Origin of the sequence: Pseudomonas sp. NPDC089758, from assembly GCF_044748705.1 — a bacterium.
GTDB lineage: Bacteria > Pseudomonadota > Gammaproteobacteria > Pseudomonadales > Pseudomonadaceae > Aquipseudomonas > Aquipseudomonas putida_X.
Genome location: NZ_JBIVGN010000003.1, coordinates 351,736 through 366,987 on the forward strand (window position 1 = coordinate 351,736; position 15,252 = coordinate 366,987).

At 63.5% G+C, this 15,252-nt stretch carries 10 protein-coding genes; 6 read left to right on the top strand and 4 right to left on the bottom strand.

Features of this window, described 5'->3' with window-relative positions; all coding sequences use genetic code 11:
- Positions 1 to 26 precede the first annotated feature (26 nt).
- The 3 genes from ACIPZH_RS06260 (at position 27) to ACIPZH_RS06270 (ending at position 3,052) form a co-directional block, all read left to right on the top strand.
- Positions 27 to 515, top strand: coding sequence for a DUF3015 domain-containing protein (locus tag ACIPZH_RS06260; protein ID WP_012316307.1), 489 nt, complete (start codon positions 27 to 29; stop codon positions 513 to 515).
- A 75-nt stretch (positions 516 to 590) separates the two neighbouring features.
- A complete protein-coding gene (locus ACIPZH_RS06265; protein WP_241806284.1) occupies positions 591 to 2,444 on the top strand; it encodes a DUF4105 domain-containing protein in 1,854 nt (617 codons plus the stop codon).
- Between the two features lie 110 nt (positions 2,445 to 2,554).
- A complete protein-coding gene (locus ACIPZH_RS06270; RefSeq protein ID WP_241806283.1) occupies positions 2,555 to 3,052 on the top strand; it encodes a GreA/GreB family elongation factor in 498 nt (165 codons plus the stop codon).
- A gap of 271 nt (positions 3,053 to 3,323) precedes the next feature.
- On the opposite strand, the gene gdhA is transcribed toward ACIPZH_RS06270, so the two are convergent.
- The 3 genes from gdhA to ACIPZH_RS06285 all read right to left on the bottom strand — a co-directional run bounded on the left by gdhA (position 3,324) and on the right by ACIPZH_RS06285 (position 7,304).
- Positions 3,324 to 4,664 carry an NADP-specific glutamate dehydrogenase gene (gene gdhA, locus ACIPZH_RS06275; protein ID WP_400625883.1) on the bottom strand — a complete coding sequence of 447 codons (1,341 nt, stop codon included), beginning with the start codon at positions 4,662 to 4,664 and terminating at the stop codon, positions 3,324 to 3,326.
- 241 nt (positions 4,665 to 4,905) lie between these two features.
- A complete protein-coding gene (gene ettA, locus ACIPZH_RS06280) occupies positions 4,906 to 6,573 on the bottom strand; it encodes an energy-dependent translational throttle protein EttA (RefSeq protein ID WP_400635564.1) in 1,668 nt (555 codons plus the stop codon).
- A 314-nt stretch (positions 6,574 to 6,887) separates the two neighbouring features.
- Positions 6,888 to 7,304: a hypothetical protein gene (locus ACIPZH_RS06285; protein ID WP_241807181.1), complete on the bottom strand. Its 417-nt coding sequence runs from the start codon at positions 7,302 to 7,304 to the stop codon at positions 6,888 to 6,890.
- Between the two features lie 258 nt (positions 7,305 to 7,562).
- Here ACIPZH_RS06285 and ACIPZH_RS06290 point away from each other — a divergent pair, with 258 nt between their 5' ends.
- The 3 genes from ACIPZH_RS06290 to ACIPZH_RS06300 all read left to right on the top strand — a co-directional run bounded on the left by ACIPZH_RS06290 (position 7,563) and on the right by ACIPZH_RS06300 (position 13,957).
- Positions 7,563 to 11,393, top strand: a complete 3,831-nt coding sequence (locus ACIPZH_RS06290; RefSeq protein ID WP_400635566.1) for an EAL domain-containing protein — start codon at positions 7,563 to 7,565, stop codon at positions 11,391 to 11,393.
- A gap of 243 nt (positions 11,394 to 11,636) precedes the next feature.
- Positions 11,637 to 12,890: a serine hydroxymethyltransferase gene (gene glyA / locus ACIPZH_RS06295; protein ID WP_012316314.1), complete on the top strand. Its 1,254-nt coding sequence runs from the start codon at positions 11,637 to 11,639 to the stop codon at positions 12,888 to 12,890.
- 113 nt (positions 12,891 to 13,003) lie between these two features.
- The gene (locus tag ACIPZH_RS06300) at positions 13,004 to 13,957 is read left to right on the top strand and encodes an arsenic resistance protein (protein WP_241807184.1); all 954 of its coding nucleotides are present in this window, start codon (positions 13,004 to 13,006) and stop codon (positions 13,955 to 13,957) included.
- A 59-nt stretch (positions 13,958 to 14,016) separates the two neighbouring features.
- Here the strand turns inward: ACIPZH_RS06300 and ACIPZH_RS06305 are convergent, their stop codons facing one another.
- Entirely contained in the window at positions 14,017 to 15,207 is a 1,191-nt protein-coding gene (locus tag ACIPZH_RS06305) for a multidrug effflux MFS transporter (protein ID WP_400635569.1), read from the bottom strand.
- Positions 15,208 to 15,252 lie beyond the last annotated feature (45 nt).

Sequence of the window (15,252 nt, forward strand, 5' to 3'; positions counted from 1 at the left end):
GTTAAGACAAATAGAGAACAAATGCTATGAAACGGATTCTTCTGGGTACTCTGTTCACCGTAGTCTCGCTCAATGCCATGGCCGAAGCGCCGGGCGGCCCGAACTGCGGCTGGGGCAACATGCTGTTCGAAGGCCAGCGCGGCACGCCGGCTCACTTCCTGGCCTCCACCACCAACGGTACATCCGGTAACGCTACCTTCGGCATGACCTCCGGCACCAACGGCTGCTCCACCAAGGCCTCGCTGACCTATGGCGGCAAGTCCTGGTTCGCCATGAATGGCATGATGAACGAACTGTCCGAAGACATGGCCATGGGCCAAGGCGAAGCACTCACCACCTACGCGGTGGTACTGGGTGTAGCGCCGGAAGACCGCGGTTACTTCAACTCGGTCACCCACCAGCACTTCAACCAGATCTTCAGCAGCGCCGACGTGAATGCTGAAACTGTCCACAGCAACACCCTGGCCGTTCTGAAGAACGACCCACGCCTGGCCAAGTACGCTACCGAGGCCTAAGCGCAGCTGCTCCCGCCCCCTCCCGGGGCGGGTTTTCGCCTTTTTATCGGCATCGTTAAGAAGTAGTTGCCCGACATGCTCAAACGCCTCGCTTACCTGGCGCTGTGTGCCTGCGCCCCTGTTCATGCCGCGCCTGCGCTGGATGAAGGCCGTCTCCAGCAATTGGCCAATACCCCTTACTGGATTGCCCTGGGCCACTACGAAACCGCCAAACTCGGCGGCTGGCGCAGCTATGTCGACGACCGCAAATTCTTCCTCGCCGAGGACGGCGCGCACCACCCGGACCAGGAACTGCGGGCCACGGTACAGGCGCTGTATGCCCCGGCCAGCCTGGGCGACAAGCATGCCCAATGTGTGTTCCCCGCCCGCACCCGCTGGCTGAAGGAGCAACTGGGCCTGCAAGGTTTGCCGCAGCCGGATTGCCAGGAGTTCAAGACCTGGTACGAATCGGTCGACCCGCACAGCGCGGCGCTGATCTTCCCGGCGGCCTACCTGAACAGCCCGTCGTCGATGTTCGGCCATACCCTGCTGCGCATCGACCAGTCCAATACCCGCAGCGACGACACCACGCTGCTGAGTTATGCCATCAACTTCGGCGCCTATATCGAAGGCAGCGACAACAGCATCCTGTATGCCTGGAAGGGCCTGATGGGCGGCTATCCCGGGCTTTTCGCCCTGATGCCCTATCAGGAAAAACTGTCCGAATACCGCAGCCTGGAAAACCGTGACCTGTGGGAGTACCAGTTGGACCTGACGCCGGAAGAAACCGGGCGCATGGTCGAGCATGTGTGGGAACTCAAGCAGGTCCAGTTCGATTATTTCTTCTTCGACGAAAACTGCTCCTACCGCCTGCTGGAACTGCTGCAGGTGGCGCGGCCGGGCCTGGACCTGACCTCGCAGTTCCCGCTGACCGCAATCCCCACCGACACGGTCAAGGCGGTGAAACAGTCGGGCATGGTCGCCAGCGAGACTTACCGGCCCTCGCGTGAGCGGGAACTGCTGGCCCGGGCCGAACCGCTGGGCCTGGATGAGAAACGCCAGGTGCTGGCCGTCAGTGCCGACACGGCGCAGCTGCAGAGCCCGGCCTTCACCGCCCTGCCCCGCGAGCGCCAGGCCCTGGTGCAGGACGCCGCTTACCGCCTGGAGCGTTATCGGGCCAACGGCCAGGAGCGCGACCCCGGCCAGGCACGGCGTAGCTTCGAGCTATTGCGGGCGATCAACCGCAACCCACCACCGCCGCTGCAGATCGAACGCCCCGGCCTGCCCGAGGACGGCCATGACTCCCGCACCTGGCAGCTTGGCGTCGGCACCCGGGAAGACCGCGCCTACGCCGAATACGGGCTGCGCATGGCGTATCACGACCTGAACGACAATGCCTACGGCTTCCCGCTTGGCGCGCAGATCGAAATCCTGCAACTCAAGGTGCGCCAGTACGAAGGCAACGACTGGCAGGTGCAACGCCTGGATCTGGCCACGATTCGCTCGCTGACCCCTCGCAACGAACTGCTCAAACCCTGGTCGTGGCAGGTCGCCGGTGGCCTGGAGCGGGTGCCGGGCAAACATGATGATGAAGTGCTGGTGAGCCATGTCAACGGCGGTGCCGGCGGCACCTGGCAATTGGCCGACGGGCTGCTGGGCTTCGCCTTGGGCACTGTGCGGGTCGAGCACCATAACGACTTCGCCCAGTTCATCGCCCCAGCGGCGGGGTTCAATGGCGGGCTGCTGTGGCGCAACGGGCTGGGCAACATGACACTGGAAGCCAAAGGCGATTACTTCACCAATGGCGAAGTGCGGCGCAGTGTGAGCCTGAACCAGCAGTGGGAGATCAGCCAGAACCTGGGGTTGAGACTGAGTGCTTCGCGGGCGTTCAGCCACTTGGCTACAGCCCAGAATGAGGTGATGCTGGAGCTGAAGTGGTACCACTACTGACTGCACTGGCCCCATCGCCGGCAAGCCGGCGATGGGGCCCTTGAGGCCAACACGAGGCCAACGTGAACCTACCAGCTCTCTGACGCTGTTTCGAGCAGAAGGAGGCCCCTATGAGCCGCGCATTCGTCAACGAAGACCAAGCCGCCGCCCAGGCCGACCAGCCGGTGGAACGGCACGTCAGCGACCAGCCCAACTACGTCACTGCCAGTGGCATGCGCCAGCTGCAGCAGCGCCTGGCCGAACTCAATGCCTTGCGTGCCGAACTGCAGGCCTTGGGCGAACAGGGTGACAAGCAACGCCTGGCAGACGCTGAGCGTGACTTGCGTTATTTCAGCGCCAGGGTGCAGAGCGCCCAGGTAGTACCCGCTGCTACCTCGACCAGCAAGGTGCAGATTGGCAGCCGGGTGCGCTTTGCCGATGAACAAGGGCAGGAACAGACCGTGCAACTGGTGGGAGAGGATGAAGCCGATGCCAGCCGAGGGCTGATCAATTGGGGGTCACCGCTGGGGCGGGCGTTGCTGGGCGCAGGGCCAGGGGATGAAGTGATGTGGCGGCGGCCGGCGGGGGATCAGGTGATCGAGGTGATGGATATTGTGACTGAGGCCTGAAACCAAGGGGCCGGTGCCCGGCCCATTCGCCGGCAAGCCGGCTCCCACAGGTATCGCGCCGCCCTTTAGAAGTTGGACAGAACAGTTGCTCCATGGATTGCGCCAGCTTTTAGAAGTTGGGCAAGACAGCTGCTCCATGGATTGCGCCAGCTTTTAGAAGTTGGGCAAGACGCGTGCTTCCACGGGTAAAGCGCAGGCCTGAAGAACTGCGCGGTCGAGGTGGGAGCCGGCTTGCCGGCGATGGGCTGCAACGCAGCCCCAGTCTTTCAAATCAGACCACGCCCTGGGCCAGCATGGCGTCAGCGACTTTGACGAAGCCGGCAATGTTGGCGCCCTTCACGTAGTTGACCGTGCCATCGGCCTCTTCACCGTAGTGCACGCAAGCATGGTGAATCGACTGCATGATGTGGTGCAGCTTGCTGTCCACTTCCCCGGCAGTCCACAGCAGGCGCATGGCGTTCTGCGACATCTCCAGGCCCGACACAGCCACACCGCCGGCGTTGGATGCCTTGCCCGGTGCGTACAGGATGCCCGCCTCCAGGAAGATATCCACAGCCTCCAGCGTGGTCGGCATGTTGGCACCTTCCGCCACGCAGATGCAGCCGTTGCGCAGCAGGGTGCGGGCGTCTTCGCTGCCCAGTTCGTTCTGCGTGGCACACGGCAGGGCGATGTCGCATGGCAGGCTCCATGGCGTCTGCCCTTTGCGGAACTCCAGGCCGAACTGATCGGCCAGTTCGCTGATGCGGCCACGCTTGACGTTTTTCAGCGCCATCACAGCCTCCCACTGGGCGTCGGTCAGCCCGGCTTCGGCGTACAAAGTGCCTTCGGAATCGGACAGCGAGATCACCTTGCCACCCAGGTCCATGACCTTGCGCGCGGCGTACTGGGCAACGTTACCGGAACCGGAAATCGCCACACGACGACCATCGATACGCAGGCCCTGACGCTTGAGCATTTCTTCGGCGAAGTAAACGCAGCCGTAGCCGGTGGCTTCAGGGCGAATCAGGCTGCCACCGTAGGTCATGCCCTTGCCGGTCAGCACCGACGTGAACTGGTTGGCCAGACGCTTGTATTGGCCGAACATGAAGCCGATTTCGCGGGCGCCCACACCGATGTCACCGGCGGGCACGTCCAGGTCGGCGCCGATATGCCGGTACAGCTCGCTCATGAAGGCCTGGCAGAAGCGCATCACTTCGGCGTCGCTCTTGCCCTTGGGGTCGAAGTCCGAGCCGCCCTTGCCGCCGCCCATGGGCAACGAGGTGAGGGAGTTCTTGAATACCTGCTCGAAGGCCAGGAACTTGAGCACACCCAGGTTGACCGAAGGGTGGAAACGCAGGCCGCCCTTGTAGGGGCCGATGGCGCTGCTCATCTGGATGCGGTAGCCGCGGTTGACCTGAACCTTGCCCTGGTCATCGACCCACGATACGCGGAACAACACCGCACGCTCAGGTTCGACCATGCGCTCGAGGATGCCGGCCTGCAGGTAGTGTGGGTTGGCTTCCAGGAACGGCCAGAGGCTGCGCAGCACTTCTTCCACCGCCTGGTGGAATTCAGGCTGGGCCGGGTCGCGCTGCTTCAGGCGCTCGAGGAAATGGTCGACAGATTCGATCATGGGCAGACATCTCACCAAGAGGGATTGGACTTATTGGTTTTTCTGGAATGTACCAAGAAGCAATTGCACTGGAACAGGGCAAAATGTCGTTTTTATGAAATTATTTGGTGCGTTTTATATAACTGTATACAAAGCATGTGGCTATACGGTGGAAAATCGCCCTTTTCGCGGCAATAGCACTGTATGCCAGGCACAAAAATGGGGCCGCTGAGGGCCCCATTTTTGTGCATCGGAAACCGGCTTACTGGGCCAGTTTCTTGTGCCGTACCCGGTGCGGCTGGGCAGCGGCGTCGCCCAGGCGCTTCTTGCGATCGGCTTCGTACTCGGTGTAGTTACCCTCGAAGAACACCACGTTCGAGTCGTCCTCGTACGCCAGGATGTGGGTAGCCACACGGTCGAGGAACCAACGGTCGTGGGAAATCACGATCGCGGCGCCCGGGAAGTCCAGCAGGGCTTCCTCCAGCGAACGCAGGGTCTCCACGTCCAGGTCGTTGGACGGTTCGTCGAGCAGCAGCACGTTGCCGCCCTCTTTCAAGGTAAGGGCCAGGTGCAAGCGGCCGCGCTCACCACCGGAGAGGTCCTTGACGAACTTCTGCTGGTCGCCGCCCTTGAAGTTGAAACGGCCAACGTAGGTACGCGACGGGATCTCGTAGTTGCCGATGCGGATCATGTCGGAACCATCGGAGACCTGCTGGAACACAGTCTTGGCACCGTCGAGGTCTTCGCGGCTCTGGTCCACACAGGCCAGCTGCACGGTTTCGCCGATCTCGATGCTGCCCGAGTCCGGCTGTTCCTTGCCCATCAGCATGCGGAACAGGGTCGACTTACCGGCACCGTTACCACCGATCACGCCGACGATGGCACCTTTAGGCATGGCGAACGACAGGTTGTCGATCAGCACGCGGTCGCCATAGCCTTTGGACACGTTCTTGAATTCGATGACCTTGTCGCCCAGGCGCGGGCCGGCCGGGATGTAGATCTCGTTGGTTTCGCTGCGCTTCTGGAATTCCTGCGACTGCATTTCTTCAAAGCGCTGCAGACGTGCCTTGGATTTGGACTGGCGGGCCTTGGCGCCTTTGCGCACCCACTCCAGTTCCTCTTTCATGGCCTTCTCGTGGGCGCTCTGCTGCTTGGATTCCTGCGCCAGACGGTCCGACTTGGCTTCCAGCCAGCCCGAGTAGTTGCCTTCGTACGGGATGCCGGCGCCGCGGTCCAGTTCGAGAATCCAGCCGGCGACGTTATCCAGGAAGTAACGGTCGTGGGTAATCGCTACCACGGTGCCTGGGAAGTCGTGCAGGAAGCGCTCCAGCCAGGCCACCGAGTCGGCGTCCAGGTGGTTGGTGGGTTCGTCGAGCAGCAGCATGTCGGGGGCCGACAGCAGCAGACGGCACAGGGCCACACGACGCTTCTCACCACCGGACAGGTGTTCGATGCGCGCATCCCAGGCCGGCAGGCGCAGGGCATCGGCGGCGACGTCGAGCTGGCGCTCGAGGTTGTGGCCGTCGGCAGCCTGCAGGATGGATTCGAGCTTGGCCTGCTCGGCGGCGAGCTTGTCGAAGTCGGCGTCAGGTTCGGCGTAGGCGGCGTAGACCTCGTCCAGGCGGGCCTGGGCGTCCTTGATCACGCTGACCGCTTCTTCGACCACTTCGCGTACGCTTTTGCTCGGGTCCAGCTGCGGCTCCTGGGGCAGGTAGCCGACGTTGATGTCGGGCATCGGACGGGCTTCGCCGTCGAATTCCTTGTCGACGCCCGCCATGATCCGCAGCAGGGTCGATTTACCCGCGCCGTTCAGGCCGAGTACGCCGATCTTGGCGCCCGGGAAGAACGACAGGGAAATGTTCTTGAGAATTTCCCGCTTCGGCGGCACGACCTTGCTCAGCCGATGCATGGTGTAGACGTATTGAGCCAAAACCAAGCCCTCTAATCAGATAGGTAAAGACATCGACGATTGCCCCGGCCAGGTGGCCAGGCGGATGTGTTTACAGGGTGTCATTTAACAAAGTCGACCATTCTACGCCAACGCGCGGCGTTGCACAGGGTGGTCGGATGGTGCGGCCCATCGCCGGCAAGCCGGCACACAGGGATAGCGTTGGCTTCTGGAAATGGCGTTAGACAGCTGCTCCCCAGGCGCCCCAAAGCCCCGAGGGCACACTTACCCCAGTGGGAGCTACCCCAGTGGGAGCCGGCTTGCCGGCGATAAGGCCGGCACTGACCACACAAAAATCAGACGTGACGCTGTTTGGCCTTGCCACGCGTGCCACGCGGCAGCCGGCAACGGTCGCCCTGCCCGGCCAGGCGCGCGGCCCAGGCGGATTTGACGCTGAAGCCACCGCTGCGAGCAGGCTGCTCGGCAACCTTGGCCGGCTGCACGGCAGGCTTGCTAGCCGGTGTTTTGCTGACGACCTTGGTGGCAGGCTTGGCCGCCGCCTCAATCTCAGCCGGTGCTGCAGCCGCCTTGGCGGTCTTGCGCAGCTCGGCCAGCGACGGCGCCTTGGTTTTCGAAGCCGAAGCCTCAGGTTTGACCAGCGAACGCTGGCACGACTTGCAGGATACATCCTCGGTCACGGCAGTGCTGACAAGGGTCTGACTGCTGCGCCCACAGGCGGAATCGAGGCCATTGGTGGAAAAGTGAGTAACCAAAACCGAACATCTCCGATGCGTTGTCATTGAAGCGGCCGGCATTCTCGCACAGCAAGCCGGGCATTGCCGAACGGGCAGGTGCCACCACGACCGTCGGCACCCGACAGCAGGACTGGCACTTTGCCATAATGACAGGCATGCTAGCCCGTTTCGGGTATACGGCCTTATAGTGCGCCACCACGGTCCGGTCGCCCAGGCACCGGTATCCACCGTGCATATCAACCCCTGCCGTCGCCAGCCCAATAGCAGGACCAGCGCTTGACCAATCTCAATCATCCGTCCTCGCCGCGCACCGTTACACCGGCCCCAGCCACTTCGGTGCGTGGCTCGGTCAAAGGTGCATTGGCCCTGCTGGCCCTGCTGCTGCTGGCGTTGCTGCTTTGGCAAATGTTCTCGCAGTTCCGCCACACCCAGGCCGAACAGCGCCAGCAGCACCTGGACGCAAGCGTCGAACTGGCAGACCATCTGGGCCTGAACATGGCGCTCAAGGCCCAGCAGGCGCTGAATGTGGTGCAGCCGTATGCCAAAGCGCCGACGCCTGCCGCCCTGCCCAGCCTGCTCGACACGCTGCGCGAGCGCCTGCCAAACCTGCGCGACCTGGCCTGGCTGGACCACAGCGGGCGGCTACTGAGCGACAGCCTGGCCGGCAGCCCCGACCATGCGCAGATTGACGAGCTGTTCGCGCTGAACCAGGGCCGACCTTATTTCTTCGCCAACTCGGCGGACAACCGCACCGTCTACCTGCTGTTGCGCCAGGCCGCCGAGCAGGGTCGCGGCTACTGGCTGCTGCGCCTGTCCAACGATTTTTACCGCACCCTGACCCAGCACCTGGACGGCCCCGGGCAACCTCTGTGGCTGCTGGAGAACAGCCGCAGCGGCGAGGTGCTGGAACGCCACGCGCCAGCACAGACCAGCGACCAGCCCCTGCAAAGCGTGATGCTGGTGTTCATCGACAACAGTGTCTGGCAGCTGCGTGGCCTGTTCGATGCAGGCCTTGCCCAGCAGAAACTGTTGCCGGCACTGCTGGGCAAGTGCCTGCTGGCGCTGTTCTGTGCCCTGCTGCCGGTGCTGGCACTGATCAATATGCGCCGCCGTCAGCGCGCCTTGCAGGATGACCGCCGGCGCTACCAGGAAATTTTCGAGGGCACCGGCGTAGCCCTGTGCGTGCTCGACCTCTCCAGCTTGCCCGGCCAGCTTGACCGTTACCACCTGCGCAACCTCGCCGCGCTCAAGCAGAGCCTGGCGCTGGACGCCAGCCTGCGCCGCTCGCTGCTGCAGGAGCTGAAGATCACCGAAATCAATCAGGTGGCGCGCCACCTGCTCAACGTCGACTCCCACGAAGGGGCCTGGCAACGGTTGATCGAGGGCAGCGGCGACGGCCGTGCCAGCGTCGGCATGCAGCTGATCGATGCGCTGATCGCACAGCGCCCGCTGCTCGAACTCGAAGTGCGCCTGCCCGCCCCGCTGGGGGGTGAGCTGCACCTGTGGCTGATGGCGCGGCTGCCGGAACAGCGCCGTGACTACCAGGCGGTGATCCTGAGCATCAGCGACATCACCAGCCGCAAGCAGGTGGAGCTGTCGCTGCTGGAGCGCGAAAGCTTCTGGTCGGACGTGGTGCGTACCGTGCCCGACCAGTTGTACGTGCAGGACATACTCAGCCAACGGATGATCTTCAGCAACCGCCACCTCGGCGAGACCTTGGGCTACGACCGCACCGAGCTGGCGCAGATGGGCGAACGGTTCTGGGAGCTGCTGCTGCATCCTGAAGATGCGGCGCACTACCAGGCGCTGCGCCAGCAGCAACGCGACAACGGCCACGGCCAGTCGCTGCATTGCCAATTGCGCTTCCGCCACCGCGACGGCGGTTGGCGCTGCTACGACATCCGTGAACAAGTGCTGACCCGCGACAGCGATGGCCAGGTTACCCGCATCATTGGTGTGGGCAAGGACGTCACCGTGCAGATCGAGGCCAGCCAGTCGCTACGCGACAGCGAGCAGCGCTACCGCATGCTCGCCGAAAGCATCAGCGACGTGATCTTCTCCACCGACAGCAAACTGCAGCTCAACTACGTCAGCCCATCGGTGCAGGCAGTGCTGGGCTACAACACCGACTGGATCTTTGAAAACGGCTGGCAGTCCATCGTCGCCAACCCGTCCCAGCTCACCGGCATCTACAGCCTGATGGAACGGGTCAGCAAGGCCATGGGCGACCGGGAACAGTTGGCGCATCTGCGCCAGCACCTGCCCAACCAGCTGTTCTTGTTCGACTGCCTGCGCGCCGATGGCCGCAAGATCCCCATCGAGCTGCGCCTGGTGCTGGTGTGGGACGACCGCGAGCGCTTCGAGGGTGTGCTGGGCGTGGGCCGCGACATCAGCCAGCAACGCCGGGCGGAAAAAGACCTGCGCATGGCCGCCACGGTGTTCGAACACTCAACCTCGGCCATCCTCATCACCGACCCGGCCGGCTACATCGTGCAGGCCAACGAAGCGTTCAGCCGGGTCAGCGGGTATTCGGTCAGCGATGTGCTCGACCAACTGCCCAGCATGCTGACGGTCGACGACCAGCAGGAGGGCCACCTGCGCTACGTCCTCAAACAGCTGCACCAACGCGGCAGCTGGGAAGGCGAAGTGTGGCTCAAGCGCCGCAGTGGCGAGCACTACCCGGCCTGGGTCGGTATAACCGCGGTGCTCGATGACGAAGGCGACCTGGCCAGCTACGTGTGCTTCTTCACTGACATCAGCGAGCGCAAGGCCAGCGAACAGCGCATTCATCGCCTGGCCTACTACGACGCCCTGACCCACCTGCCCAACCGCACGCTGTTCCAGGACCGCCTGCACACCGCCCTGCAACAAGCTGAGCGGCAGAAATCGTGGGTGGTACTGATGTTCCTCGACCTGGACCGCTTCAAGCCGATCAACGACTCCCTGGGCCACGCTGCGGGCGATCGCATGCTCAAGGACATGGCCCTGCGCCTGCTCGCCTGCGTCGACGATGACGACACCGTGGCGCGCATGGGCGGTGATGAATTCACCCTGCTGCTGCAATCGCGCGCCACCCGCGAAACGGCGCTCAACCGCGCCATCCATGTGGCCGAGAACATCCTCGCCAGCCTGGTGCGGCCGTTCGTGCTCGAAGGGCGCGAGTTCTTCGTCACCGCCAGTATCGGCATCGCCCTCAGCCCGCAGGACGGCGGCGAACTGAGCCAACTGATGAAGAACGCCGACACCGCCATGTACCACGCCAAAGAGCGCGGTAAGAACAACTTCCAGTTCTACCAGGCAGAGATGAACGCCAGCGCCCTGGAGCGCCTGGAGCTGGAAAGCGACCTGCGCCATGCCCTGGAGCAGAACGAGTTCATCCTCTACTACCAGCCGCAGTTCAGCGGCGATGGCAAGCGCCTGACCGGTGCCGAGGCACTGCTGCGCTGGCGGCACCCGACGCGCGGCCTGGTGCCGCCGGGCGACTTCATCCCGGTGATCGAGGAGCTGGGGCTGGTGGTGGATGTCGGCGACTGGGTGCTGCGCGAGGCCAGCCGCCAGCTCAAGGCCTGGCACAAGGCCAAGGTGCGCGTGCCGAAGGTCTCGGTGAACATCTCGGCCCGGCAGTTCTCCGACGGCCAACTGGGCAAGCGCATCGCCACCATCCTCGATGAAACCGGCCTGCCGCCTGCGTGCCTGGAGCTGGAGCTGACCGAAAGCATCCTGATGCGCGATGTGAACGAAGCGATGCAGATACTCGACAGCCTGAAGGTACTGGGCCTGAGCATTGCGGTGGACGACTTCGGTACCGGCTACTCGTCGCTCAACTACCTCAAGCAGTTCCCCATCGACGTGCTGAAGATCGACCGCACCTTCGTCGACGGCCTGCCCGAGGGCGAGCAGGACGCGCAGATCGCCCGGGCGATCATCGCCATGGCGCACAGCCTTAACCTGGCAGTGATCGCCGAGGGCGTCGAGACCCACGAGCAGCTGGAGTTCCTGCGTGAGCATGGCTGTGACGAGGTGCAGGGCTACCTGTTCGGGCGGCCGATGCCGGCCAGCCAGTTCGAGGCGCAGTTCAGCAACGAGACGCTGTTCATGTTCCAGTGAGGGTTGCCGGCACCGGCCTCATCGCCGGCAAGCAGGCCCCTGCAGGGAACGGGCAGCGGAACCGCCGCAACGCGGCCCCGAAAAGCGGACCCCAAGGTCAACTCCCGCCCGCATCCAGCCCAGGCAGGGCGCGGGATGCAACATGAAAGCCATTGGTCCGCGACTTGATGCCACTTCATATGCCAGGCGCGAATCAATCGGTTAGAATGCCCCCCCAATTCAGCCCGATCCTTGAGGACCGTTATGTTCAGCCGTGATTTGACCATTGCCAAGTACGACGCCGAGCTCTTCGAAGCCATGCAGCAAGAAGCTCTGCGCCAGGAAGAGCATATCGAGCTGATCGCTTCGGAAAACTACACCAGCCCAGCCGTCATGGAAGCCCAGGGTTCGGTCCTGACCAACAAGTACGCCGAAGGCTACCCGGGCAAGCGTTACTACGGTGGTTGCGAGTACGTCGACGTGGTCGAGCAACTGGCCATCGACCGCGCCAAGGAGCTGTTCGGCGCCGACTACGCCAACGTTCAGCCGCACGCCGGCTCCCAGGCCAACGCCGCTGTCTACCTGGCCCTGCTGTCGGCCGGTGACACCATCCTGGGCATGAGCCTGGCCCACGGTGGCCACCTGACCCACGGTGCCTCGGTAAGCTCCTCGGGCAAGCTGTACAACGCCATCCAGTACGGCATCGACGCCAACGGCCTGATCGACTACGACGAAGTCGAGCGCCTGGCCGTCGAGCACAAGCCGAAAATGATCGTTGCCGGTTTCTCGGCCTACTCGCAGGTCCTGGACTTCCCGCGCTTCCGCGCCATCGCCGACAAAGTAGGTGCCTACCTGTTCGTCGACATGGCCCACGTTGCCGGCCTGGTTGCCGCTGGCGTGTACCCGAACCCGGTGCCGTTCGCCGACGTGGTCACCACCACCACCCACAAGACCCTGCGCGGCCCGCGTGGCGGCCTGATCCTGGCCCGTGCCAACGCCGACATCGAGAAGAAGCTGAACTCCGCCGTCTTCCCGGGCGCCCAGGGCGGCCCGCTGGAGCACGTCATCGCGGCCAAGGCCATCTGCTTCAAGGAAGCCCTGCAGCCTGAGTTCAAGGCTTACCAGCAGCAAGTGGTGAAGAACGCCCAGGCCATGGCCAGTGTGTTCATCGAGCGTGGTTTCGACGTCGTTTCCGGCGGCACCCAGAACCACCTGTTCCTGCTGTCGCTGATCAAGCAGGAAATCTCCGGTAAGGATGCTGACGCTGCCCTGGGCAAAGCCTTCATCACCGTCAACAAGAACTCGGTCCCTAACGACCCACGTTCCCCGTTCGTGACCTCGGGCCTGCGTTTCGGCACCCCAGCCGTCACCACCCGCGGCTTCAAAGAAGCCGAGTGTAAAGAACTGGCCGGCTGGATCTGCGACATCCTCGCAGACCTGAACAACGACGCCGTCATCGACGCCGTACGTGAAAAGGTCAAGGCCATCTGCAAGAAGCTGCCGGTGTACGGCAACTGACTGGCAGTAGCCTGATGTGAAAAAGCCCGGCCCTCGTGCCGGGCTTTTTCATGCCTGGCAAGCTTTACCCTTGCAAGCCAACCTCACACCACCGCGAACGCCAGGACGCCGCCTTGACCAGAGAGCAACTCGAAACCCATCAAATCGCGCTGTATTTCGCTGCCGTACTCGCCGCCGCGGCCTTCGGCCTGCTGGCCACCGACACCGCGCGCCACCTGCAAGCACTGGTCACCCCGGCCATTGCCGTGCTGATGTACGCGATGTTCCTGCAAATCCCCTTCCTGGACCTGCGCCAAGGCCTGGGCAACCGTCGCTTCATGGCCGCGCTGCTGCTGGCCAACTTCATCCTCGTGCCGTTATTGGTGTGGGCCGCCACCCGAGGCCTGGGCGAGCACCCGGCCATCCTCATCGGCGCCCTGCTGGTGCTGCTTACGCCCTGCATCGACTACGTGGTGGTGTTCACCCACATCGGCAAAGGCGACTCACGCCTCACCCTCGCCGCCACCCCCTTGTTGTTACTGGTGCAACTGCTGTTGTTGCCGGTGTACCTGGCGGTGATGCTGGGCGACAGCAGCGACGTGGCGATTTCCATCACGCCATTCGTGGAGGCGTTCGCGCTGCTGATCGTGCTGCCGCTGATCCTGGCGGTGCTCACCTCGGCCGGAGCACGCCAGTCACGTAGCGTTTCGGTGTGGAATGACGCCTGGGCGTGGATGCCGGTGCCGGCGATGGCACTGGTGCTGGTGGCTGTGATCGGCTCGCAGATCGCCGTGGTGGTGCGCGATTTCGACCGCCTGCTGCCGGTGATCCCGGTGTACATCGGCTTCATGGTGCTGGCCCCGGTACTGGGGTTTGCCTCGGCGCGGCTGCTGCGTTTGCCGGTGGCCGAGGCCCGCTCGGTGACGTTCAGCAGCGCCACGCGCAATTCGCTGGTGGTGTTGCCGCTGGCGCTCGCATTGCCCGAAGACATGCGCACGCTGGCGGCCGCGGCGGTGATCACGCAAACATTGATCGAGCTGATCAGTGAGTTGATTTACGTAAGGGCGGTCCCCGCCCTGATCCGCTGACAGCGCATGGCGGGGCGTTGCACCACCCCGCCAGCCAACCCACCCGGCACTGCGTGGCTTCAGGCCACCGACGCCTGCTGTTGCATCCGCACACTCAGCATGCCCGACAGCGATACCAGCCACAGCACCAGGAACACGCCGGCGATGGCCAGGTTGGATGCCAGCGGCAAGGCACTGACGATGCCCGAGGCAAGGGAGCCGAACACCAGCATCAAGCAGCCCTGCAAGCTTGCCGCCACCCCTGCCCGGTCCGGGAACAGGGACATGGAACGGGCCATGGCATTGGAGAAGATGAAACCCTGGCCAAATGCGACCAGCATGATGCCACCCAGGATACTCACCAGGTTCAAACCGCCCGGCATCGCCGCGATCACCACCACACCGAGCAGGAACAGCGCCATCCCGGCCCACATCAAGGCATGCGCATTGACGTGACGGACCAGCGCGCGGTTGACCAAGGTCCCCACCAGGTAGCAACTGCCTACGGCAAGCGCCGTGGTGCCAAAGTACTGAGCGCTGTGCCCGAGGCGCTCCTGGACGATGTGCGGCCCGAACACGTTCCACAGCAAGAAGGCAGAGAAACTGGAACCGAGCACGATGACCGATGAACGAAAGCGACTGTCGGCCAGGATGCAGCGGTAGCCTGCGATGGTCTGCAGTGCACTGCGCCTGCCCGTCACCCCCAGCGACTCCTTGAGCCCCGCCAGCACGAAGGCCAGCACGATCACCGCGTATACCGCATAGAGCACGAAGTTGTAGCGCCATCCCAGATGCACTTCGATCAGCCCACCCACGTAGGGCGCGATGACCGGGCCCAGGCCAAAGGCCAGGCTCAGGTAGATGATCGCCACATAGAAACGAGGCCCCTTGACGACGTCCACCAGCAAAGCCCGCGCGACCACCTGGCAAGCGCCGATAGCGAACCCTTGCAGCGCTCGGGCCAGCAGCAGCATTTCTATCGAGCTGGCAACCGTTGCCAGCACGCTGCCGCCGAGGAACACCAAAAGGCCCAACTGAACCGCCGGCTTGCGCCCGCGGGCATCGGCCATGACCCCGAAGAACAGCTGGCCGATCGCATAGAACAGGAGCGTGATGGTGATGGTGTTCTGCATCAATGCAGGGCTGGCCGACAGTTCCCGGCCGATGGAAGGAATGCTGGGCGCATACAGGTCGATGGCGATGCCGCCAACGCTGTTGATCAGCGGCGCCAGGAACACAATGAAATTCTCGTAACGCTTGGTCGCGTTCATGTTTACCTCCAGCACACCGGGCACAGTGATGCCCGGCATGGTGAT